Source organism: Streptomyces sp. NBC_01446 (assembly GCF_026340095.1).
Lineage (GTDB): Bacteria > Actinomycetota > Actinomycetes > Streptomycetales > Streptomycetaceae > Streptomyces > Streptomyces aureus.
On sequence record NZ_JAPEPO010000001.1, the window covers coordinates 5,322,263 to 5,343,791 of the forward strand.

Consider the following 21,529-nt stretch of genomic DNA (forward strand, 5'->3'; position numbering starts at 1 on the left):
CGGGCGCCCCTCAGGACGCCCGCCCCCGCCGTTACCGGACTACCGGGTCACCGTTACGGCGTGACCTTCTCGATCTTCACGCTGCCGAGCCCGGCGACCGTGCCGCGCCCGTTCAGGAGCTGCACCTCGCCGAAGAACTCGCGGCCCTCCGGCGCGGCCGCCGCGGCGACGACCTCGGCGGTGACCTGGGTCGAGTCACCGTTGCCGAGCTTCACGGACTTCGCCTCGTCGACCTTGACCTGGCCGAGCGTCGGGGAGAAGAACACGTCGCGGTAGTCGTACTCCGTCGAACCGGACGGGACGGAGTAGCCCACGACCTCGACCGTGTACGTGCCGGCGGCCGGCTTGCTGATGCTGACGGCCTCCTCGGAGTCGCCGTCGGCGGACTGGCCGACCTGGTTGCCGTTCTGGTCGTAGACCGTCAGGTCCAGGTCGGCGGCGTTGTCGGAGACGCCGCCGATGGCGACGTCCAGACGCTCGGCGCCCGCGGGGACGACGACCGTGGAGGTCTGCGTCTCACCCTCCTTGAGGGACGGACGCGCCGTCTTGGACGAGCCGAGCGGACCGCCCTTCAGCTTGCCGTCGAGCGCGGCGAACTTGTTCGTCACCTTCCAGGAGACGTTGGCCGGCGTGCCGACCTTGGCCTCGGGGACGGTCTGCACGGCCGGGTCGAAGGCCGCGCCGAGCACGGCGACGTCCAGCTTGTACGGGTTGTCGAGCTGCGGCGACGTGCGGCGCGCCTCGACCTCGATCTCCCAGACGCCGGCCTGCGGGTCCGCGTACGAGCGCAGGTCGGGGCGGCAGGTGTTGGCCGGGTTGTAGTTCGGGTAGCAGCTCGGCGTCGACGTGTCGTCGACGGGGACGCCGTACGGGTGGATCGAGATGAAGCGGGTCTGGCTCTTGTCCTTCAGACCGCTCATCGCGACCTCGAGGGACTTCGCGCCCTCGGGGACCGTCAGGAAGTACGACTTCGTGCTGTTGCGCTGCACGGAGCCGGAGTCCGAGAACGTGTACGACGGCTTCGCGAGCGGCGTCGCGACGACGACGGTCGCCATGACCTGCTGGTCGACGCCCTCGGTGCGCGGGTCGTCCACCTCCAGGATGGCGCTGCGCAGACCGGCGCTCTTCGGCGCGGCCTGCACCTTGACGGTGACCGGCTTGTTCAGCGGCAGCGAGACGGTGTCGTCGCCGACGATGCGGAACGTGGAGCCCGAGTTGTTCTTGAGGGACAGCTCGTGGCGGACCGCACGGTCCGGGCCCGACGTACGTGTGACGGTGACGTCGTAGGTCTTCTTCTGGCCGGCCTTGAGGCCGCCCTCACGGTCGTAGATGCCGGTGCCGAAGCCCGGGTCCAGGAGCGCGTAGTCGATCGCGGTGTCGACCGGGGCCTTGACCGTGTAGGTGTGGGCGTCCGCGCCGCGCTTGATGGACTTCCACGCGTCGACGATGTCGATCAGGCCGGAGCCCTCGGCGTACGCCTGCTCGCCGCTGATGTGCTTCGCGGTCGAGGTGAGCGCCGTCCGCAGCTTCGCCGGGGTGAGCGCGATGTGCTTCTGCTTGGCGGCGGAGAGCAGCAGGGCTGAGGCGCCCGCGGCCTGCGGGGACGCCATCGAGGTGCCCTGGAGCATCGAGTAGCCGGCCGGCAGGGAGTAGCCCGCCTCGGCGACCGGGGAGCCCGGCAGCCAGGTCTGCGTCGTGTTGATCGCGGCGCCGGGCGCGGTGATGGTCGGCGTGAAGCCGCCGTCCTCACGCGGGCCGCGCGACGAGAACGGCATCATGGCGTAGCGCTTCGTCACGCCGGAGCCGTAGTTGGCGGCCCAGGTCTCCTTGGAGATGGACGCGCCGACGGAGATGACCTTGTCGGCGAGGCCGGGGTCGCCGATGGTGTTGGCGCCGGGGCCGGAGTTGCCCGCGGAGATCACGAGCTGGACGCCGTAGGTGTCGATGAGGCGCTTGTAGAGCAGCGCGCGCGCGTTGTTGCCGTCGTTGAGGGCGGGCAGGCCGCCGATCGACATGTTGACGATGTCGACGCCGCGCTTGGTGACGAGGTCCAGCATGCCCTCGGTGAGCGCGACGTTGGTGCAGCCGCCGGACCAGGTGCAGGCGCGCGAGGAGACGATCTTCGCGCCGGGCGCGGCACCGCTCATCTTCCCGCCGAACAGGCCGTTGGCGGAGGTGATGCCCGCGACGTGCGTGCCGTGCTCGGACTCGATGACGCCGATGTTGACGAAGTCGGCCTTCTTGCCGACCCAGTCGCCGCCGTACGGGTCCATCGGGACGTCCTTGCGGATCTCCACGACGAACGGGATGCGCTCGACGACGTCGGTCGCCGGGTTGTCCTTGCCGAAGTACCCGATCTGGTAGCCGTCCTTGTACGGCTTCATCGGGGTGTCGTCGGTGAAGTCACCGTTGTCGTTCAGGTCGACGGTGACGGTGCCGGCCTTGGCGTCGTAGAGGACGGCCCAGGAGTCGGTGGTGTCGCCGTCGCGGTTCAGGTCGCCCTTGGCGTCGCCGCCGGTGGTGGCGGACTCCTTGAACGTCGAGACCTGGTACGAGCCGGCGGCGGCCTTGAAGGTGCGCCCGCCGTAGGTGAACGTCGGGCCGGTCACGGAGGTGACCATCGCGCGCCAGGTGGCGTCGCCGTCGACGATCGGGTCGGTCGAGGTGACCCAGTCGACGATCTTGCGCTCGCCGGTGGTGGTCTTCTGGAGCGCCGGGTGACTGAGGTCCACACCGGAGTCGAGGATGCCGATCGTGACGCCGCGGCCGTCGGCCTTCGGGTTGTCCTTCACGAAGTCGACGGCGCCCGTCTCGAAGGACGGGTTGTACGGGTTCTTCGCCGGGGTGCTCCTGCCGGGCGCGGCGTACGAGCCGGAGGCGCCCTTCGAGCCCTTTGCGGTGTCGCCGGCCGGCGTCGGGTCGTCGAGCTCGATCTCGTGGCGCAGGTCGATGCCTTGCACGGAGGAGAGCTTCTCGGCCGCCTTGATCGCGGCGTCCGCCTTGGCGGTCGGCACGGTGGCGCGGACGTAGCCGAGCTTGTCGTAGGTCCGGCCGACGGAGCCGCCCTTGACGGCGTCGAGCTGGTGCGCGACCTGCTCGGTCGAGCCGGGCGTGGTCGCGACCATCATGGTCACGTTCTTCGCGCCGGACGCCTCGGCCTGGTCGAGGAGCTGGGCGTCGGACGAACCGAGCTTGTCACCGGCCGACTTGACGGGTGCGTCGGTGGACGGGGTGGTGTCCGCGCCCGCGGAGTAGGCCAGGGGTATCGGCCCGGCTGCGGTGAGCGCTGCGACGAGGCCGGCGGCGGCCGCGAGCCGGGCCGCCCGTCTCGCTCCGGATATCGGTGCGCGCTGGGGATCGAGGGTCATCAGCATCCCTGTACGTAAAGGTCGGAAAGGGTCCGGAATTCGGTGCCGGATGACCGGTCAGCTTTACGTAAGTGACGCCTGTTTGGGGAGAGTTGCCCGTGACGTGATCAGGTCATGGCGTACTTCCGCCATACGTCATCGCGGACAAAGTGGCGCATACGGGGAAACGCGCACCGCGGGGCACGGCGCACGCGCCCCGCGAGGAGTCCCGCCCGCCGCGTCACCGACCCGCACGTTCATCACCCCGACCCGCCGCGGACCGCATAACGTCACCGTGTGCACAGGGAACTGAGGGTCGCGGCCTACGCAGTCTGCGTACGGGACGGGCAGGTGCTGCTCGCCCGCTGGGTGGCCGGCGACGGCACCAGACGCTGGACGCTGCCGGGAGGCGGCATGGACCACGGCGAGGACCCGTACGACACCGTGATCCGCGAACTCGACGAGGAGACCGGCTACGCGGTCGAGCCCGTCACCCTGCTCGGCGTCCACTCCGTCCTGCGCCGCTACCCGCGCAAACTGGGCGCCGTCGCCGACTTCCACGGACTGCGCCTCGTCTACGAGGGCCGCGTCACCGGCGGCGAACTGCGCCACGAGGTGAACGGCTCCACCGACATGGCCGCCTGGCACACCCTCGACGACGTGCCCCGCCTCGCCCGCGTCGAACTCGTCGACGCGGGCCTCGAACTGTGGCGCGACAGGCCCACGTCGGGCCACCTCTTCCCCGAAATGTGAACACGGAGTGACCGGCTCCTCTACGGCACACGAGGCGTACGTGACCGCGCAGGGTGGCCGGTGATCCACGTGGCGTGATCGGCGCTGCCCGTTGCGGCCTCGTTAACGCGCAGGTCATCCCCGGTGTCAACGATCCAGTACGAGCGGGTAGTTCTGCCACGGCGAGCGCCCCGCGACCACTGCCGACGCGTTCGCACTCGGGGAGACCGCGCCATGCCGCGCATACGCTCTGTCGCCGACACCGCTGCATCCGCCACCGCCGCCAAGGCCGCCTCCATCGCCTCGGCGCTCGACCGCCGCACCTTCCTCGCCGCGTCCGGAGCCGTCTCCCTGACGGCCGGGATCGGCTACGCACTCGGCCCCGGCACGAGCAGCGCCGCCGCGGGTCCCGCGCCCGCAGGCCCCGTCCCGGCGGCCGTCTCCCGCCGGGCCCCCGCCGCCCCGCTCGCGCCCTACACGCGCGGCACCACCCTCGGATCCGTCGCCGCCGCCCCGGCCGGCGCGGGCTACCGGCGCCTCGGCGACGGCCCCGCCTGGCAGCGCGTCGTCCGCGGCGACCTCGCGTCCGCCAAGTCGGGGCGCGAAGGCCGGCGCACCGCGCTCGCCGCATTCGTCCAGTTCACCGACCTGCACCTGGTCGACGTACAGCACCCCCTGCGCTACGAGTACCTGCGCTCCCAGACCGCCAGCGCCTGGCGTCCCCAGGAGTCCCTCTCGGTCGCCGGAGCGGTCTCCCTCGTGGAGCGGGTCAACGCCCTGCGCGGGGCGCCCGTCACTGCGTCACCCCTGCACTTCGTCATGACGACCGGCGACAACACCGACAACAACGCCAAGTCGGAACTGGACTGGTTCCTGAAGGCGATGAGCGGCGGGCGCATCACACCGAACACCGGCGACCCGCGCCGCTACGAAGGCGTGCAGGACAGCGGCCTCAAGCTGTACTGGCACCCGGACGCCGCCCTGCGCGACGCCGACAAGCAGCTCGGCTTCCCCCGCATCCACGGCTTCCTGGACGCCGCGATCGGTGAGCTGCGCAGCCCGGGGCTCAACCTGCCCTGGTACTCGACCGTCGGCAACCACGACGCGCTGCCCGGTGGCTGCTACGCGCCCGGCGACTCCTTCTTCGCCGACTTCGCGGTGGGCGGGCGGAAGCTGATGGAGCTGCCGGACTCCGCCGGCAAGGCGATCTGGGACAACGTCAAGAAGGGCGGCGACCCCAAGGGCCAGGCCTTCAAGGACCTCCTCAAGTCCCAGGCCCGCCACATGCGTTCGGTCACCCCGGACGAGTCCCGCGCCCCCTTCACCCCGGCCGAGTACCTCAAGGCGCACCTCGACCCCGCGCACACGGGCCCGGGCCCGCACGGCCACGGCTACACACAGGCCAACATCGACGCCGGCACCCAGTACTACGCCTTCCGCGTCTCGGACGACATCCTCGGCATCAGCCTCGACACGACGGACCCAGGCGGCCACTACGAGGGCTCCATCGGCACGGCCCAGCTCAACTGGCTGGAGCGCACGCTCAGGGACAACGAGAAGAACGGGGACTCCCACGTCCTCGTCTTCAGCCACCACACCAGCAAGACCATGCGCAACCTCCGCCAGGACCCGCACCACCCCCGTGAGGCCCGGCACGGCGGCGACGAGCTCCTCGCGCTCCTCGGCCGCCACGGCAACGTCCTGGCCTGGGTCAACGGCCACAGCCACAAGAACGACATCACCCCGCACGCGGGCCCCGAAGGCCGCTCCTTCTGGGAGATCTCGACCGCGTCCCACGTCGACTTCCCGCAGCTGGCCCGTGTCATCGAGATCACCGACAACCACGACGGCACGGTCTCCCTGTTCACCACGCTCATCGAGTCCGCCGCCCCGCACCGCACCGACTTCACGGACCTCACCCAGACCGGCCTCGCAGCCCTCTACCGCGAACTCTCCTTCAACGCCCCGGGATCCCGCGCCACCCTCTCCGGCACCCCCGGCGACCGCAACACGGAACTCGTCCTGCGCAAGGCCTGAGACACAAGGCCTGGGACGCAAGGCCCGAGACGGAAGGCCCGAGACGCAAGGCCTCAGAACGGCTTGATCCCGCCCAACCCGATCTTGGCCCTCAACCCCTTCCCGTGACCCCTGAGTCCCCCAGGTCGACCGCAGCACACAGCTGTCGAACGTCGGCGAAGGAGACACGGGATGTCAGTGCGTACCGGCCTGGTGGGTGTGGCCGTAGTGGTGTCGGTGACGGCGGGGGCGCTCGCGACCCCCGCTCTCGCCGACGCGCCGGCCAAGGACGGACACCGGGCGACGCAGCAGGCCATGGACGCCGCAGTCGCGGCGGGCGTGCCCGGTGTGACGAGTCAGGCAACGGACAAGTACGGCACCTGGAAGGGCACTTCGGGCCTCGGCGACCTGCGGGCGAACGCCCCGCGCGGCGACCGGGACCGCTATCGCGTCGGCAGCATCACCAAGACGTTCGTCGCGACCGTCCTCCTCCAGCTGGAGGCCGAGGGCAGGATGAGCCTGGACGACACCGTCGACCACTGGCTGCCCGGCGTCGTCACCGGACACGGCCACGACGGCCGGAAGATCACCGTCCGCCAGCTCCTCAACCACACCAGCGGGATCTACAACTACACGGCGGACAAGGACTTCCAGCAGACCGTCTTCGGGCGCGACGGCTTCCTGAAGCACCGCTACGACACCTGGGCACCCGGCAAGCTCGTGTCGGTCGCCATGGCCCACAAGCCCGACTTCGCGCCCGGCACGTCCTGGAACTACTCCAACACCAACTACGTGCTGGCCGGCATGGTCGTGAAGAAGGTCACCGGACACTCCTACGCCGACGAGATCCGCCGCCGCGTCATCGAGCCCCTCCACCTGCGCGCCACCAGCCTGCCCGGCACCACCGTCACCGTGCCGCGCCCGGCGGGCCGCGCCTACTCCAAGTTCCCCGACGACCCGGACCAGAAGACGTACGACGTCACCGAGCTCAACCCGTCCCTAGCCTCGTCGGCCGGCGAGATGGTCTCCGACTCGGCAGACCTGAACCGCTTCTACACGGTGCTCCTCGGCGGCCGGCTGCTGCCCGCCGCGCAGCTCGCCGAGATGAAGAAGACCGTCCCCGTGCCCACGGAGAAGGGCGAGCCCGAGGTCGGCTACGGCCTCGCCCTGATGCGGCAGGAACTGAGCTGCGGCACGGTCATCTGGGGTCACAGCGGCGGCATCCACGGCTCCAGCTCCGACGCCGTGACCACGTCCGACGGCCGCCACAGCCTCGCGTTCAACTTCAACGGCGACTGGACGGGCGACAGCCAGGCCGTGATCCAGGCCGAGTACTGCCCGAAGTAGCCGATGCGGTCCGTGAGTTGAGAGGCCGGGACACGGCTGTGTCAGCGCGGCAGCACCATCACGTACGCCGCCGGTTCCCGGTCCACGGACGCCATCAGCGCGGTCCGTACGACCGTCGCCTGCTGTTCGAGGGACTCGCGCAGCTTGCGCGGCGTGAGGTGGACGACGGTGATCCCGAGGCGCTCCAGGTGCTCGCGCTTGCGGGCGTACTCGGACCACTCCAGGCCGTCGCTCTCCTCCTGGAGTTCCGCGCGCAGCTCCTGCAGGGGCGCCCGCGTGTCCAGCTCCACGGCGACGGCCTGGTCGGGCCAGTACGCGTCGACACCGCCGAGGTGCGGCCCGCCGGGCATGCGCAGGTCCACGTTCCACAGCGGGTCGGGCAGGCCGTACTCGCGCACCATCTCGTACAGCCGGTCCTCGGCGATGGCGCGCCCCTCGGCGACCAGCGAGTCCACGGCGTCGATGACGTGCGGGCGGGAGAGGAGCCTGGCCTGGTTCAACTCCCGCACCACGGCGGCGGGTTCGCAGTGACCGCAGCGGACGGCCTCGGTGAGCAGGCGCCGCACCGCGCCCGCGTCGTCGAGCTGGGCGACGGCGTCCGCGAGGGCGCGCGGCACCGGCGCCACCGGCACCCCCGCGATCCGCTGCGGCGTGGGCATCCCGTGACTGCGCACGAGCCGGGCGAGACCGGTCGAGCGCAGCCGCCGTGTGCGCGGCACCATGACGTCGATCCGGTCGAGGGAGAGCAGTGGCGGAACGGACACGAAGTGGTGCAGGGCCAGTGCCGCAAGACCCGTGACCATCGCGTTGGCGTACGGGGTCTGGGGCGCGGCCTGCGGGGGGTGCGGCTCGTCGGGGGTGGTCTGCGTGGGCACGGCGACAGCGGTACGGGTCTGGGGACGGCCCGCGTACAGGAGGACCGCGTGCAGTCGTTCGTCGGCGGTGGGCTTGCCGGGGTGGAGCAGGTACACGCCGGGCAGGAGCTGCTGCCAGGGGCCGCCCGGGCGGCACTGCTCGTTCAGGGCCGCGGAGTTGACCCCGTGCGCCTTGAGCTGGGCGGCGCTCAGGACGCGCTGCCGGCAGCCGTCGAGGTGCTGGAGGGGGCGGGGGGACAGCGGGGTGTTGTGGTTCATGACCTGGCCATTCCCGGCGCCGGCCTTGCCTCTAACCGCTGTTACACGCTCGTCGACAAAAAGGGACAAGCCTGCCCTAAAGTAAGGGCGTTCGACTGCCGAGAAGGGCAGGCGGGGCGACGGGTTACGGCCGGAAGTGCCCGCGTTCGGTAACTCCCGGCCGTAGCAGCCCTGTTGCGCCTCCCGGGGCTACATCCCGGCTGCCGCGTCGCACGCCTGCGCGCGCAGGGCACGGGCCAGGTCGTCCCGCGCCTCGAGGACGAGACGGCGCAGCGCGGGCGCCGAGTCCTCGTGCGCCGCCAGCCACGCGTCGGTCGCGTCGAGCGTGCCCTGCGAGTCCTGGAGCGAGGGGAACAGGCCCTTCACCACGTCCATGCCGATCTGGATGGACCGCTCCGCCCAGACGCGCTCGATCGCCGCGAAGTACCGCTCCGCGTACGGCGCGGTCAGCTCGCGCTGCGCCGGCTGCTGGAAGCCCGCGATCGTCGCCTCGACCAGCGCGTTCGACAGCGCGTCCGACTCGACGACCTGCGCCCAGGCCTGCGCCTTCACCGCTGCGGACGGGCGCGCCGCGAGGCAGCGCACCTGGTGCCGCTTGCCCGACGCGGTGTCGTCACGCGCCAGCTCCGCGTCGATCACCGACTCGTCGGCCTCGCCCGTGGAGGCGAGCGCGTTCACGAACGACCAGCGCAGCTCCTGGTCGACATCGAGCCCGTCGATCTTCGCGGTGCCTTCGAGCAGGCCGCGCAGCAACTGGAGGTCGGCCTCGGCGGAGGCGACGGAGGCGAAGAACCGCGCCCACGTCAGCTGGTTCTGGCTGGCCGGCTCGGCGAACCGCAGCTCCCGCAGCGCGCCCTCGGCGAGCTGCCGGCTGCCCTCCGCGCGCCACTCGGGCGCCGCGTAGTGCGTGACCGCCGAGTTCGCCCAGGTGTGCAGCATCTGCAGGACGCCGATGTCGCTCTCGCGCCCGGCGAACCGCAGCACGAGGCCGATGAAGTCACGCGCGGGCATGAGCCCGTCCCGCGTCAGGCTCCACAGCGCCGACCAGCACAGGGCGCGCGCCAGCGGGTCCGTGATGTCGCCGAGGTGCTCGCGGAGGGTGGCCAGCGAGTTCTCGTCGAAGCGGATCTTGCAGTACGTGAGGTCGTCGTCGTTGACGAGGACCAGCTCGGGCGCCTCGGCGCCGGCCAGCTCGTCCACCACGGTCCGCGCCCCGTCCACGTCGACCTCGGCACGCGCGTAGCGCACGAGCGCCCCGCCCGCGCCGTCGCGCCGGTACAGGCCCACGGCGACGCGGTGCGGCCGCAGGGTGGGGTGGGACTCGGCGGCCTCCTGGACGACGGCCAGCTCGGTGATGTGCCCGTCGGCGCTCGACGTCACCTGCGGGGTGAGGGAGTTGACGCCCGCCGTCTGCAGCCACGCGCGCGACCAGGTGGCCATGTCGCGGCCGCTGGTCTCCTCCAGGACGGACAGCAGATCGCCGAGCTGCGTGTTCCCGTACGCGTTCCGCTTGAAGTAGCGCCGGGCCCCTTCGAGGAACGCCTCGCGCCCCACGTAGGCGACGAGCTGCTTCAGAACGCTCGCGCCCTTCGCGTACGTGATCCCGTCGAAGTTGAGCTTGGCGTCCTCCAGGTCGCGGATGTCGGCCGTGACCGGGTGCGTGGAGGGCAGCTGGTCGGCACGGTACGCCCACGCCTTGCGGTTGTTGGCGAAGGTGATCCAGCCGTTGGTGAAGCGCGTCGCCTCGACCATCGAGAACGTCCCCATGAAGTCCGCGAAGGACTCCTTGAGCCACAGGTCGTCCCACCACTGCATGGTCACGAGGTCGCCGAACCACATGTGCGCCATCTCGTGCAGGATGACGTTCGCGCGCCGCTCGTACGACGCCTGCGTCACCTTGCCGCGGAAGATGAACTCCTCGCGGAACGTGACACAGCCCGGGTTCTCCATCGCGCCGAGGTTGTACTCCGGCACGAACGCCTGGTCGTACTTCCCGAAGGGGTACGGGTAGTCGAAGTGGTCGTGGAAGAAGTCGAGCCCCTGCTTCGTCACCAGGAACAGGTCGTCCGCGTCGAAGTGCTTCGCGAGCCCCTTGCGGCACATCGCGCCGAGCGGGATCTCCAGCTTCGTACCGTCCTCGAAGACGCGCTCGTAGGAGTCCGTCACATAGTGGTACGGGCCCGCGACGATCGCCGTGATGTACGTCGAGATCGGCTTCGTCTCGGCGAACTTCCAGACACCGTCGACGAGTTCCCCCACCCCGTTCGACCAGACCGTCCAGCCGTCGGGGGCCTGCACGCTGAAGCGGTAGGGCGCCTTGAGGTCGGGCTGCTCGAAGTTCGCGTAGACGCGCCGCGAGTCGGCGGGCTCGTACTGCGTGTAGAGATAGACCTCGCCGTCCTCGGGGTCGACGAAGCGGTGCATGCCCTCGCCGGTGCGGCTGTAGGCGCACTGGGCGTCGACCACCAGCTCGTTCTCCGCGGCCAGGCCGTCGAGCGCGATCCGGGACCCGTCGAAGACGGCCGCCGTGTCGAGGTCCTCGCCGTTCAGCGTCACCGCGTTCACGGACGGCGCGATCAGGTCCACGAAGGTGGCGGCGCCGGGCTCGGTGGCCCGGAACCGGATCGTGGTCACCGAGCGGAACGTCCTGGGCCCCTCGCCCTCGGTCCCGCCGACCGCGGAGCGCAGATCGAGCTGGACCTCGTACCCGTCGACGGACAGCAGGCCCGCCCGCTCGCGGGCCTCGTCGCGGGAAAGATTCTCTCCGGGCACGGGCGGCACTCCCTTGTGACTCGTCTGGCTGCACTTGTGGTGCGAACAGGACCGATCCTGCCATGTGCTCCTGACTGCGGACAGCCGGGAATGGGACGCCAGTGCGGGACGTTGGCGAGGAGAGTCAACGCCACGGATTACATGAGGAGAACCATGTCCGAGAAGACCCCCGTCGACTTCTGGTTCGACCCCCTGTGCCCCTGGGCCTGGATGACCTCACGGTGGGTCCTCGAAGTGGAGAAGGTCCGCGACATCAAGGTCAGCTGGCACCTGATGAGCCTCGCCGTCCTGAACGAGGACAAGCTCGACGACCTGCCCGACGAGTACCGCGAGCTCCTCGAGACGAAGGCCTGGGGCCCGGTCCGCGTCGTCATCGCCGCGCAGGAGGAGCACGGCCCCGAGGTGCTCGGCGACCTCTACACCGCGCTCGGCACGCGCATCCACAACGGCGGCGAGGGCCCCACGAAGGAAGCCGTCGCCGCAGCCCTCGACGAGGTCGGCCTGCCCGCCTCCCTCCTCGACCACTGGGACGGCACGAAGTACGAGGCCGAGCTGCGCGCCTCCCACAAGGAGGGCATCGACAAGGTCGGCCAGGACGTCGGCACGCCCGTCATCGCCGTACCCGGCGCGGACGGCGAGCAGATCGCGTTCTTCGGCCCCGTCGTCACCCCGGCCCCCAAGGGCGAGGAGGCCGCGAGGCTCTGGGACGGCACGCTCCTGGTCGCCTCGGTCCCCGGCTTCTACGAGATCAAGCGCACGCGCACGCAGGGGCCGGTCTTCGACTAGGCGAACGTCTCGGGCAGGGTGAAGCCCTCCCAGTACCTGAAGTGGTGCTGGACCCTGCGGCACGTGCCGTTCGCGCAGCGCCGGAAGTTGTTCGCCTCGCCCTTCTTGGCCAGGGGAGTGACGTACTTGAGCTCCTCGGGCTTGAGCCGGCGGAAGAGCTGAAGCTCGTCGTCGCAGTTGCGGCAGCGCTTGGAGGGGTCCGTCATGGGCCCACGGTGCCCCGGAAGCCCGCAGATCGGAAGACCCCCGCGAGTCATGTCCTCGCGGGGGTCTTCCGTCTTTCCGCCCGCCGTCGCGAAGGTTGAGAAGACGATCACGAGGCGGGACGCTTCAGGAGCTCAGGGGGCGACCAGCAGGTTGAACGCCCGGTCCTTCGCGGCCGCGTGCCGCTTGGCGACGTCCTGCCAGTCGACGACGCGCCACATGGCCTCGATGAAGTCGGCCTTCTGGTTCCTGTACTGGAGATAGAACGCGTGCTCCCACGCGTCGAAGACCAGGATCGGGACCGAGCCCTGGCCGACGTTGTCCTGGTGGTCGTAGATCTGCTCGACGACGAGGCGCCCGCTCACCGGCTCGTACGCGAGGACGCCCCAGCCGGAGCCCTGCGTCGTCGCGGGGGACTTCTCTTTGGCGGTCCAGTGGCAGGCGAAAGAGCCGACGAACCTGACGGTCCTCCGGCTCGGTGCCTCCGTTACCGGACATGTTGTGCCATCGGAGTTTTCTCTGGCCCAGAAGCCCGAGACTCTCGCCTGGATCGCTCCGGTGAGTTTGACGGCGCTCAAGTCCGTCCAGCGACGACCCTCCTGGCCGCCGAGCGGGTCGGTGACCCGCTTTTGCCAAAGTAGCGGCGTGATTCCCCTGGCGGCGGTGAGTCGCGACAAGCTCACTCGTGAGTGTGAGTTGAGGTGCACAGGTTCGAGGATCGCGTGTAATTGGCCATGTCCGAGCCCTCCGGCTGCGTACTGCAGAGCTTATTGCAACTGATGTGCAAGTGCAGGCTAGCAGCAGGAGTGTGTGGCGCAACGCGAAGGACCCCCGGGCCAGTTGCGCTGGCCCGGGGGTCCTTCGGTGAGCGGGGAGCGAGTTACGCGTCGGCCGCCGCCCGCGACTCCGCCGCCTTCTGGCGTACGTAGCCGACGATCGCGAGCACGACGGTCAGGCCGCCCGTGTAGTACAACTGCACGCGCGTGTCGTGCTCGCGGGCCATCAGGACGAAGATGACGACCATCGCGACGAGCGCCAGGACCGTGAGATACGGGTACGCCCACATCTTCACGACGAGCTTCTCGGGGGCCTCGCGCTCCAGCTTGCGGCGCAGGATCAGCTGCGAGAAGGCGATGAAGAACCAGACGACGAGGATGATCGCGCCGATGGTGTTGAGCAGCCAGGCGAAGACGTCGTCCGGGCGCCAGTAGCTGAGCAGGACGCAGATGAAGCCGAAGACGGCGGAGAGCACCACCGCGACGCGCGGCACGCCTCCGGTGACCTTGCCGATGACCTTCGGGCCCATGCCGCGGGCGACCAGCGAGCCGGCCATGCGGGAGGCGCCGTAGATGTTGGCGTTCATGGCGGACAGCAGGGCGATGAGGACCACGACGTTCATGATCTGGCCGGCGCCGGGGATGCCCAGGTGGTCGAGCGTGGCGACGTACGGGCCCTTGGTCGGGATCTCCTTCGCCGTCCACGGCAGCAGGACCACGACGACGGCCATGGAGCCGACGTAGAAGAGCGCGATGCGCCACATCGCCGTACGGACCGCCTTCGCGACGCCCTGCACCGGGTGCTCGGACTCGGCCGCGGCGATCGTGACGGTCTCCAGACCGCCGTACGCGAAGACCGAGGCGAGCAGGCCGACGATCAGCCCCTCCGTGCCGTTGGGCATGAAGCCGCCGTGGCCCGTGAGGTTGTCCATGCCGGGCGCGGAGACGTCGGGCAGGACGCCGAGGATCGCCAGCACGCCGATGACGAGGAAGAGCACGATCGCGCCGACCTTGAGCGTCGCGAACCAGAACTCGAACTCGCCGAAGTTCTTCACTGCCGCGAGGTTCGTGCCGGTGAACAGCAGCATGAACAGCGCGACCAGCGCCCACTCGGGCACGCCCGGCAGCCACCCGTGCACGATGCCCGCCGCGCCGATGCCCTCCAGGCCCACGGCCACGCAGAGCAGGAACCAGAACGACCAGCCTGCCGTGAACCCGGCCCACGGGCCGATGCCCCGCTCCGCGTGCACGGAGAACGAGCCGGAGGCGGGATACGCGGCGGCCATCTCGCCGAGCATGCGCATCACGAGCATCACGAGTGCGCCCGAGATCGCGTAGGCGAGGATGATCGACGGGCCGGCGGCCGCGATGGCGGTTCCGGAGCCCACGAAGAGGCCGGCGCCGATCACACCGCCGAGCGCGATCATGGAGAGATGGCGCTGCTTGAGACCGCGCGACAGCGACGGCTCGGCCGGCGACTGATCGATCGGCTGCGCGTCGACCGGCGACTGCGCGGACGTCCGAGACATGGATGTGCCCTGTTCATTAGCTGAGACGGGGAAAGGCCCACAGTCTGAGCAGCGGCACCGCGTACAGGGAACAGCTGACCGGTATACGGACACGACGCTCACACATCGTGAAAGTTCAGGCACGCCGCGCGCGCAGCTCCCGCACTCCCGCGACGGCCACGACGAGCGCGGTCGCGCCGGTCGACCACAACAGCTGCGGACGGGCCGTGGAGTCGGTCAGCATCAGCCCGATGACGGCCGCCATCGCGGCGAGCGTCACCCACGTCAGCCAGGGGAAGCCCCACATCCGCAGCACGAGCCGCTCGGGCGCCTCCCGTTCGACGAGCCGCCGCAGCCGCAGCTGCGACGCCGCGATCAGCGCCCATACGAACAGCAGCACCGCGCCGACCGAGTTGAGCATGTAGAGGAAGACGGATTCCGGCCACTCCAGATTGAGCAGCACCGAGACGAAGCCGAACGCGACCGACGCGAGCACCGCCCGGCGCGGCACGCCCCCGCGGCTCACCTTCAGCAGCGCGCGGGGCGCCTCACCGCGCTCGGCCAGCGAGAACACCATGCGCGACGAGCCGTAGAGGTTCGCGTTGAGCGCCGAGAGGAGCGCCACGAACACCACGATGTTCATGATCTGGCCCGCGGACGGCACCCCGATCGCGTCGAGGACCGTGACGTACGGGCTGATGCCCGCCTTCTGCGCCGTCCACGGCAGCACCGTCACGATGACCAGCATCGAGCCGACGTAGAAGAAGAGGATGCGGAAGACCGCGCTGCGCACGGCCCGAGAGACCGCGCGCACCGGGTCGTCGGACTCGGCGGCCGCGATCGTCACGACCTCCAGGCCGCCGAACGCGAACACGACGGCGAGCACACCGGAGATGACGCCCTGCCAGCCGTGCGGCAGGAAGCCGCCCTGCCCGGTGAGGTTCGTGAAGCCGACCGGGTCCCCAAAAGAATGAGACGCAGTCGGCAGCAGCCCGAAGACCGCGAGCGTGCCGAGGATCAGGAACGCGACGATCGCGAACACCTTCAGGGCGGCGAACCAGAACTCGAACTCGCCGAAGTTCTTCACGGCCGCCAGGTTCGCCCCGGTGAAGACCAGCATGAACACCAGCACCCACGCCCACTGGGGCACGCCCGGCGCCCAGCCGTTCGCGATCTGCGCCGCGCCCGTCGCCTCCACGGCGAGGACGACGACGAGCAGGAACCAGTAGAGCCAGCCGACGCTGAACCCGGCCCAGCGGCCGAGCGCCCGCTCCGCGTGCACGGAGAACGAACCCGACGCCGGCATCGCGGCCGACATCTCGCCGAGCATCCGCATCACGCACATCGCGAGCGTGCCCGCGATCAGGTACGAGACGACGATGCCGGGCCCCGCGACCGCGATACCGGCGCCCGAGCCGACGAAGAGCCCCGCCCCGATGACACCGCCGAGGCCCAGCATCGTCAGATGCCGCTGCTTGAGTCCGCCTCCGAGCGGTTCGGGTTCGGACGAGAGCTGGTCGTGCATGGGAGGTTCAGACTGCTTTCGGGGGTCGCGCGGGTTTGGCAGGAACCTACAGTCTCCCCGGCGGCCGGCTCCGGGCGCAAAACGGGCTGTTTCGGCTCTGGCCCCAGTGATGAGCATCACGCCAAGTCGCGCATGAGTGGCGCCCTTTGTGAAGAGCCCACCAACACCCGCCGTCACCCTTTGTCGAGCAGTGACCGTGATCGGGGATCTGCCCCTGGGATAGCGTCACGGTGTCCCAACCTGCCCTCACCCCCGCGGAGTCCCGATGAGTACGGCTGCCGTCTCCACCCGCCCCGGCAAGGTCCTGGCCGACCTGCTGCCCGCCTCGCGCACCCGCGACATCGCGCTCGTGCTCGGCGGCGCCGCCCTCACCGGCATCGCGGCTCAGATCGCCGTGCCCGTGCCGGGCTCCCCGGTCCCGGTCACCGGGCAGACCTTCGCCGCGCTCCTCGTCGGTACCGCGCTCGGCGCCCGCCGCGGCTTCCTCTCCCTCGCCGTGTACGCGCTCGTCGGCATGGCCGGCATGCCGTGGTTCGCGCAGGGCACCTCCGGTGCGAGCGGCGCCTCCTTCGGCTACGTCATCGGCATGCTGCTCGCCTCCACCGTCGTGGGCGCGCTCGCCCGGCGCGGCGGCGACCGTTCCGTCCTGCGCACCGCGGGCACGATGGTCCTCGGCTCCGCGATCATCTACGCGGTCGGCGTGCCCTACCTCGCCGCCGCCACCGGCATGACCTTCACGCAGGCGGTCGCCGCGGGCCTCACCCCGTTCCTCATCGGCGACGCCGTGAAGGCGGCCCTGGCGATGGGCGTGCTGCCCACCGCCTGGAAGTTCGCCAACAAGTAGGTCTCGCTCCACGGGCGCTCAGCGCACGTTGTAGTTCCTCCGGAAGAGGTTCGCCGGGTCGTACGCGGCCTTCACATCGGCGAGCCTCTTCCGCGTCCGCGCGTCGTACAGCCCCTCCGTGCGGTCGCCGCCGCCGAACGCGAAGTTCAGGGAGCGGCCCATCCGCTGCTCCTCGACCTGCTTGAACGCGAGGGCGTGATGAGCGCGGACGGCCTCACGGTCCGTCCCGTCCAGCGGCGACAGGATCCGCACCAGCCACCCCGCCTCCCGGTACGGCACGGAGTTCGCGGCGGGCCTCGACAGGGCCCCGCCCAGGTGGTTGACCTGCACGACGTGCATGGAAGAGGCGTCCGGCCCGCACAGCGCGAGGAGGCCGGACACGCCCTCCACGGCCGGCTCGCGCAGCACCGCGCTGTCCCCGTAGTAGGCGTGCGGGAAGTCCGGGTCGCTGTGGATGGTGTGGCTCTCGGCGTACGGCATCTCGCGCAGGCTGTCCGTCAGGGCCGGTCCGAGCGCCGCCCGCAGGGGTGCCACGAGCCGCTCGCCCTCGTCCGAGCTCCCGGTGAAGGCGACGCGTACGGAGATCACGTACCGGCCGCGCAGGTGCGGCGGGAGCGCGGGGATGTCCGGGTAGACGAGGGCCGAGAGGGACGACGTCAGCGCGTCCGGCCCAGTCCGCGCCCAGTCCGTGTACGCCCGCAGCACGGCCCCCGCGTCGGCCTTCGCGCCGTCGTAGGCGAGCGAGCCCCCGAACAGCCGCGCCACCGGCACCAGAGCGATCTCCAGGCCCGTGACGACGCCCAGATTCGCGCCGCCGCCGAGCAGGCCGCGGAAGAGCTCCGGCTCGGTATCGGCACAGACGGTGCGGCGGCGTGCGTCCGCCGTGACGACGTCGACCGACCGGACGTGATCGGCCGCGTAACCGAACTCCCGCGCCAGGATGCCGAGTCCGCCGCCCAGCGTGTACGAGACCGCGCCCACGCCCGGCGCCGAGCCGTTCAGCGGGGCGAGCCCGTGCGAGGCGGCCGCCTCTACGACCTGGCCCCAGCGGGTCCCTGCAAAGACCCGCACCGTGCGCGCCGCCGCGTCCACCACGACCTCGTCCATGCGCCGCGTGGAGATCAGCACCCCGCCCTCGGAGTCTCCGGGCAGCCCGTGCCCGGTGGCCTGCACACCGACGGGCAGGCCGGCACCGGCCGCGTACGCGACAGCGGCCTCGACGTCATCGGCGGAGGCTGCCGCGTAGATGACGTCGGGCCGCTGGGCGAAACCGGTCTGGAAGCCGGCCAGTTCCTCGTCGTACCCGGCGTCGCCGGGCCGCAGGACGAGCTGCTGTGTACGGATGTCGTCGGAGTTCATGCGGCAGACTCTGCCCGCATTACCTGACACCCGCCGTCAGCTTTTCCGCTGAGACCTTTCCGGGAATGCCCGGACGGGTCAGGCGGAGACCTTCTTCCGCTTCTGCACCTGCTCACGCACCAGCGCGAACCCGACCACCAGGGCCGCCACGAGCAGCGACAGGACGACCTGCTCGCGGCCCGCGTCGTCGGTGAGCATGTAGACGAGCACGAACGAGATCATCGCGATCGTGGCCCACGTCAGATAGGGGAAGAGCCACATCTTCACGACGAGCTTCTCGGGCTGCTCGCGCAGGATCATTCCGCGCATCTTCAGCTGCGTGAAGCAGATGACGAGCCAGACGAAGAGGGCGACGGCGCCGGAGGAGTTCAGCAGGAAGTTGAAGACGGTGTCCGGCCACTGGTAGTTGAACCAGACGGCGACGAAGCCGAAGACGACGGATCCGAGGATCGCGGCCTGCGGCACACCGTTCTTGCTCGTCTTGGCGAACGCCTTGGGCGCGTCACCGCGCTGGCCGAGCGAGAACGCCATGCGGGAAGCGGTGTAGAGCCCGGAGTTCAGGCAGGACAGCACGGCCGTCAGCACGATGACGTTCATGACCTGACCGGCGTGGGGGATGCCGATCGAGTTCAGGGCCGCGACGTACGAGCCGTCCTTGGCGATCGACTTGTCGTTCCACGGCAGCAGCGTCAGGACGACGAAGATCGAGCCGAGGTAGAAGACGCCGATACGCCAGATCACGCTGTTCGTGGCCTTGGTGACGGCACGCTGCGGGTCCTCGGACTCGCCGGCGGCCAGCGTGACGATCTCGCTGCCCATGAAGGAGAAGACGACCATCAGGACGCCGGTGAGGATCGACCCGGCGCCGTGGGGCATGAACCCGCCCGCGTCCGTCAGGTGCGAGAACCCTGCACCCGGGTTGTCCGAACCCGGCAGCACACCGAACACGGCGAGCAGGCCGATGATCACGAACGCGCCGATCGCGACGACCTTGATCCCGGCGAACCAGAACTCGAACTCGCCGTACGAGGCGACCGAGGCCAGGTTCGTCGCGGTCAGGACGACCATCACGATCAGGGCCCAGCCCCACTGCGGCACGGCCGGTATCCAGCCGTTGAGGATCACGGCACCGGCGGTGGCCTCGACCGCGAGCACGACGACCCAGAAGAACCAGTACAGCCAGCCGATGGAGAAACCGGCCCAGCGGCCGAGCGCCTGGTCGGCGTAGGCGGAGAAGGAGCCGGACGAGGGCCGTGCGGCAGCCATCTCGCCGAGCATCCGCATCACCATGACGACCATGAGGCCGACGAGGGCGTACGAGATGAGGATGGCGGGTCCGGCCTTGGCGATGCCCGAGCCGGAGCCGACGAAGAGGCCGGCACCGATCACACCGCCGATGGCGATCATCGACAGGTGCCGGTTCTTGAGTCCGGCCTTCAGCCCGTCGGGACCGTTATTTCCGGTCTGGCCGTTGTCGGGCTGTGAATCTCCAGGATTGTGGGGCGCCTGGTCGGCCTTCGCAAGGGAGGGTTGCGAGGTCATGGACGAATCCTTAAGTCTCGGGTCACGAGCCCACGCATTCAAACCCAGGGACGTACCGGACGGAAGACCTGACTCCGTATCGTGATTTTCGACTCCGAGACGTTTGCGCGTAAACGAACGGCGACAACGACCCGACCGCGCCGTGCCCGGGTGGGACGTGCCACACTCGGACCCATGCGCGTGTACCTCGGCTCGGATCATGCCGGCTACGAACTCAAGAACCACCTCGTCGAATGGCTCAAGGCCCACGGCCACGAGCCCGTCGACTGCGGGCCCCACATCTATGACGCCCAGGACGACTACCCTCCGTTCTGCCTCCGCGCCGCGGAGCGCACGGCGGCGGACCCGGACGCCCTCGGCATCGTGATCGGCGGCTCCGGCAACGGCGAGCAGATCGCCGCGAACAAGGTGAAGGGCGTCCGTGCGGCCCTGGCCTGGAGCGAGCAGACCGCTGCGCTGGGCCGTGAGCACAACGACGCGAACGTGGTCTCCATCGGCGGCCGCATGCACACGCAGGAAGAGGCGACGAAGTTCGTCGAGATCTTCCTCTCCACCCCGTACTCGGGCGAGGAGCGTCACACGCGACGCATCGACATGCTGTCGCGCTACGAGGAGACGGGCGACCTCCCCCCGATCCCGGCCCACCACCCGCAGGACTGATTCAGCCCCTCGATCCAGCCCCTTGGGGCCCCCGGACGGAGTCTGGGGGAGATTGAGGAGCGGGGTCCGGGGCGGGGCCCCAGGACTTTCGGGAAGGGGCGGGCCGGGGGAGGAAATCCCCCACGCCCGCCCCCACCAACCCCAGGAGACAGAGACCCGTGCCAGAGGGCCACACCATCCACCGCCTGGCCCAGGACCACGCGGAGCGCTTCGCGGGCCGCCCGGTAGGCGTCCGCAGCCCGCAGGGCAAGTTCTCCGACAGCGCCGCCCTCGTGGACGGCCTGGTCCTCGACGGAGTGGACGCCCACGGCAAACACCTCTTCCTGGGCTTCGCGGAAACCGGCTGGATCCACATCCACCTGGGCCTCTTCGGCAAGTACGCCCTCGGAGAGACCCCCGCCCCGCCGCCCACGGACACCGTCCGCCTGCGGCTGCTGAGCGACACGCACTACTCCGACCTGCGCGGCCCCACGACCTGCGCCCTGATCACGGACGCCGAGAAGCAGGCGATACACGACCGCCTCGGCCCCGACCCGCTCAGGAACGGCGACGACCCGGACCGCGCCTGGCGCCGTATCTCCCGCAGCCGCACCACCGTCGCCGCGCTGCTCATGGACCAGAAGATCATCGGGGGCGTCGGCAACGTCTACCGCGCCGAGGTCCTCTTCCGGCACGGCGTCGACCCGTACACCCCGGGCAAGGACCTCACGCCCGACGAGTGGACGGCGATCTGGACGGACCTGGTGGCGCTGATGCGTGAGGGCGTCCGCCACAACCGCATCGACACCGTCCGCCCCGAGCACACCCCCGAGGCGATGGGCCGCCCGCCGCGCGTCGACGACCACGGCGGCGAGGTGTACGTCTACCGGCGGGCGACGATGCCCTGCCACCTGTGCGGCACGGAGATCCGCACGGCGTCCCTCGCGGCCCGCAACCTCTTCTGGTGCCCGAGGTGCCAGCCCCCACGCTGACCGGCCC

At 70.2% G+C, this 21,529-nt stretch carries 15 protein-coding genes and 1 pseudogene; 7 read left to right on the forward strand and 9 right to left on the reverse strand.

Translation table 11 applies throughout. From position 1 onward, the window contains the following. Positions 1 to 53 precede the first annotated feature (53 nt). Positions 54 to 3,368 carry a S8 family serine peptidase gene (locus OG456_RS23850; protein WP_266564201.1) on the reverse strand — a complete coding sequence of 1,105 codons (3,315 nt, stop codon included), beginning with the start codon at positions 3,366 to 3,368 and terminating at the stop codon, positions 54 to 56. Positions 3,369 to 3,644: 276 nt separating this feature from the next. Between OG456_RS23850 and OG456_RS23855 the strand changes: the two genes are divergently transcribed. The 3 genes from OG456_RS23855 (at position 3,645) to OG456_RS23865 (ending at position 7,442) form a co-directional block, all read left to right on the forward strand. Then, positions 3,645 to 4,100 (forward strand): NUDIX hydrolase, encoded by a 456-nt coding sequence (locus OG456_RS23855; RefSeq protein WP_266564203.1) that lies wholly within the window; start codon positions 3,645 to 3,647, stop codon positions 4,098 to 4,100. A gap of 213 nt (positions 4,101 to 4,313) precedes the next feature. Then, positions 4,314 to 6,116: a TIGR03767 family metallophosphoesterase gene (locus OG456_RS23860; RefSeq protein WP_266564205.1), complete on the forward strand. Its 1,803-nt coding sequence runs from the start codon at positions 4,314 to 4,316 to the stop codon at positions 6,114 to 6,116. Between the two features lie 171 nt (positions 6,117 to 6,287). Then, positions 6,288 to 7,442, forward strand: coding sequence for a serine hydrolase (locus tag OG456_RS23865; RefSeq protein WP_266564207.1), 1,155 nt, complete (start codon positions 6,288 to 6,290; stop codon positions 7,440 to 7,442). A 41-nt stretch (positions 7,443 to 7,483) separates the two neighbouring features. Here the strand turns inward: OG456_RS23865 and OG456_RS23870 are convergent, their stop codons facing one another. Both OG456_RS23870 and pepN read right to left on the reverse strand, forming a co-directional pair. Further along, a complete protein-coding gene (locus tag OG456_RS23870) occupies positions 7,484 to 8,575 on the reverse strand; it encodes a hypothetical protein (protein ID WP_266564208.1) in 1,092 nt (363 codons plus the stop codon). Between the two features lie 189 nt (positions 8,576 to 8,764). Further along, positions 8,765 to 11,347: an aminopeptidase N gene (gene pepN / locus OG456_RS23875; protein ID WP_266564210.1), complete on the reverse strand. Its 2,583-nt coding sequence runs from the start codon at positions 11,345 to 11,347 to the stop codon at positions 8,765 to 8,767. Between the two features lie 153 nt (positions 11,348 to 11,500). Here pepN and OG456_RS23880 point away from each other — a divergent pair, with 153 nt between their 5' ends. Beyond that, entirely contained in the window at positions 11,501 to 12,133 is a 633-nt protein-coding gene (locus OG456_RS23880) for a DsbA family protein (RefSeq protein WP_266564212.1), read from the forward strand. On the opposite strand, the gene OG456_RS23885 is transcribed toward OG456_RS23880, so the two are convergent. The 4 genes and pseudogenes from OG456_RS23885 to OG456_RS23900 all read right to left on the reverse strand — a co-directional run bounded on the left by OG456_RS23885 (position 12,130) and on the right by OG456_RS23900 (position 16,146). Beyond that, complete coding sequence (locus tag OG456_RS23885) at positions 12,130 to 12,339, reverse strand: hypothetical protein (protein WP_266564214.1); 210 nt, start codon at positions 12,337 to 12,339, stop codon at positions 12,130 to 12,132. The two genes, OG456_RS23880 and OG456_RS23885, sit on opposite strands and share 4 nt — an antisense overlap. Before the next feature lie 132 nt (positions 12,340 to 12,471). After that, a pseudogene (locus OG456_RS23890) lies at positions 12,472 to 12,850 on the reverse strand (superoxide dismutase); the annotation flags it as partial. A gap of 367 nt (positions 12,851 to 13,217) precedes the next feature. Then, positions 13,218 to 14,642 (reverse strand): amino acid permease, encoded by a 1,425-nt coding sequence (locus OG456_RS23895; protein ID WP_266564216.1) that lies wholly within the window; start codon positions 14,640 to 14,642, stop codon positions 13,218 to 13,220. 115 nt (positions 14,643 to 14,757) lie between these two features. Further along, positions 14,758 to 16,146 (reverse strand): amino acid permease, encoded by a 1,389-nt coding sequence (locus OG456_RS23900; RefSeq protein WP_266564224.1) that lies wholly within the window; start codon positions 16,144 to 16,146, stop codon positions 14,758 to 14,760. Positions 16,147 to 16,411: 265 nt separating this feature from the next. Here OG456_RS23900 and OG456_RS23905 point away from each other — a divergent pair, with 265 nt between their 5' ends. Further along, positions 16,412 to 16,990 (forward strand): biotin transporter BioY, encoded by a 579-nt coding sequence (locus tag OG456_RS23905; RefSeq protein ID WP_266564226.1) that lies wholly within the window; start codon positions 16,412 to 16,414, stop codon positions 16,988 to 16,990. Between the two features lie 18 nt (positions 16,991 to 17,008). Here the strand turns inward: OG456_RS23905 and OG456_RS23910 are convergent, their stop codons facing one another. After that, positions 17,009 to 18,349 carry an FAD-binding oxidoreductase gene (locus OG456_RS23910; RefSeq protein WP_266564228.1) on the reverse strand — a complete coding sequence of 447 codons (1,341 nt, stop codon included), beginning with the start codon at positions 18,347 to 18,349 and terminating at the stop codon, positions 17,009 to 17,011. 78 nt (positions 18,350 to 18,427) lie between these two features. Further along, positions 18,428 to 19,891, reverse strand: coding sequence for an amino acid permease (locus OG456_RS23915; RefSeq protein ID WP_266564230.1), 1,464 nt, complete (start codon positions 19,889 to 19,891; stop codon positions 18,428 to 18,430). A gap of 174 nt (positions 19,892 to 20,065) precedes the next feature. On the opposite strand from OG456_RS23915, the gene OG456_RS23920 reads away from it, so the two are divergent. Together OG456_RS23920 and OG456_RS23925 are read left to right on the forward strand one after the other, a co-directional pair. Then, a complete protein-coding gene (locus OG456_RS23920; protein WP_266564232.1) occupies positions 20,066 to 20,551 on the forward strand; it encodes a ribose-5-phosphate isomerase in 486 nt (161 codons plus the stop codon). Positions 20,552 to 20,709: 158 nt separating this feature from the next. After that, positions 20,710 to 21,522: an Fpg/Nei family DNA glycosylase gene (locus OG456_RS23925; RefSeq protein WP_266564234.1), complete on the forward strand. Its 813-nt coding sequence runs from the start codon at positions 20,710 to 20,712 to the stop codon at positions 21,520 to 21,522. Positions 21,523 to 21,529 lie beyond the last annotated feature (7 nt).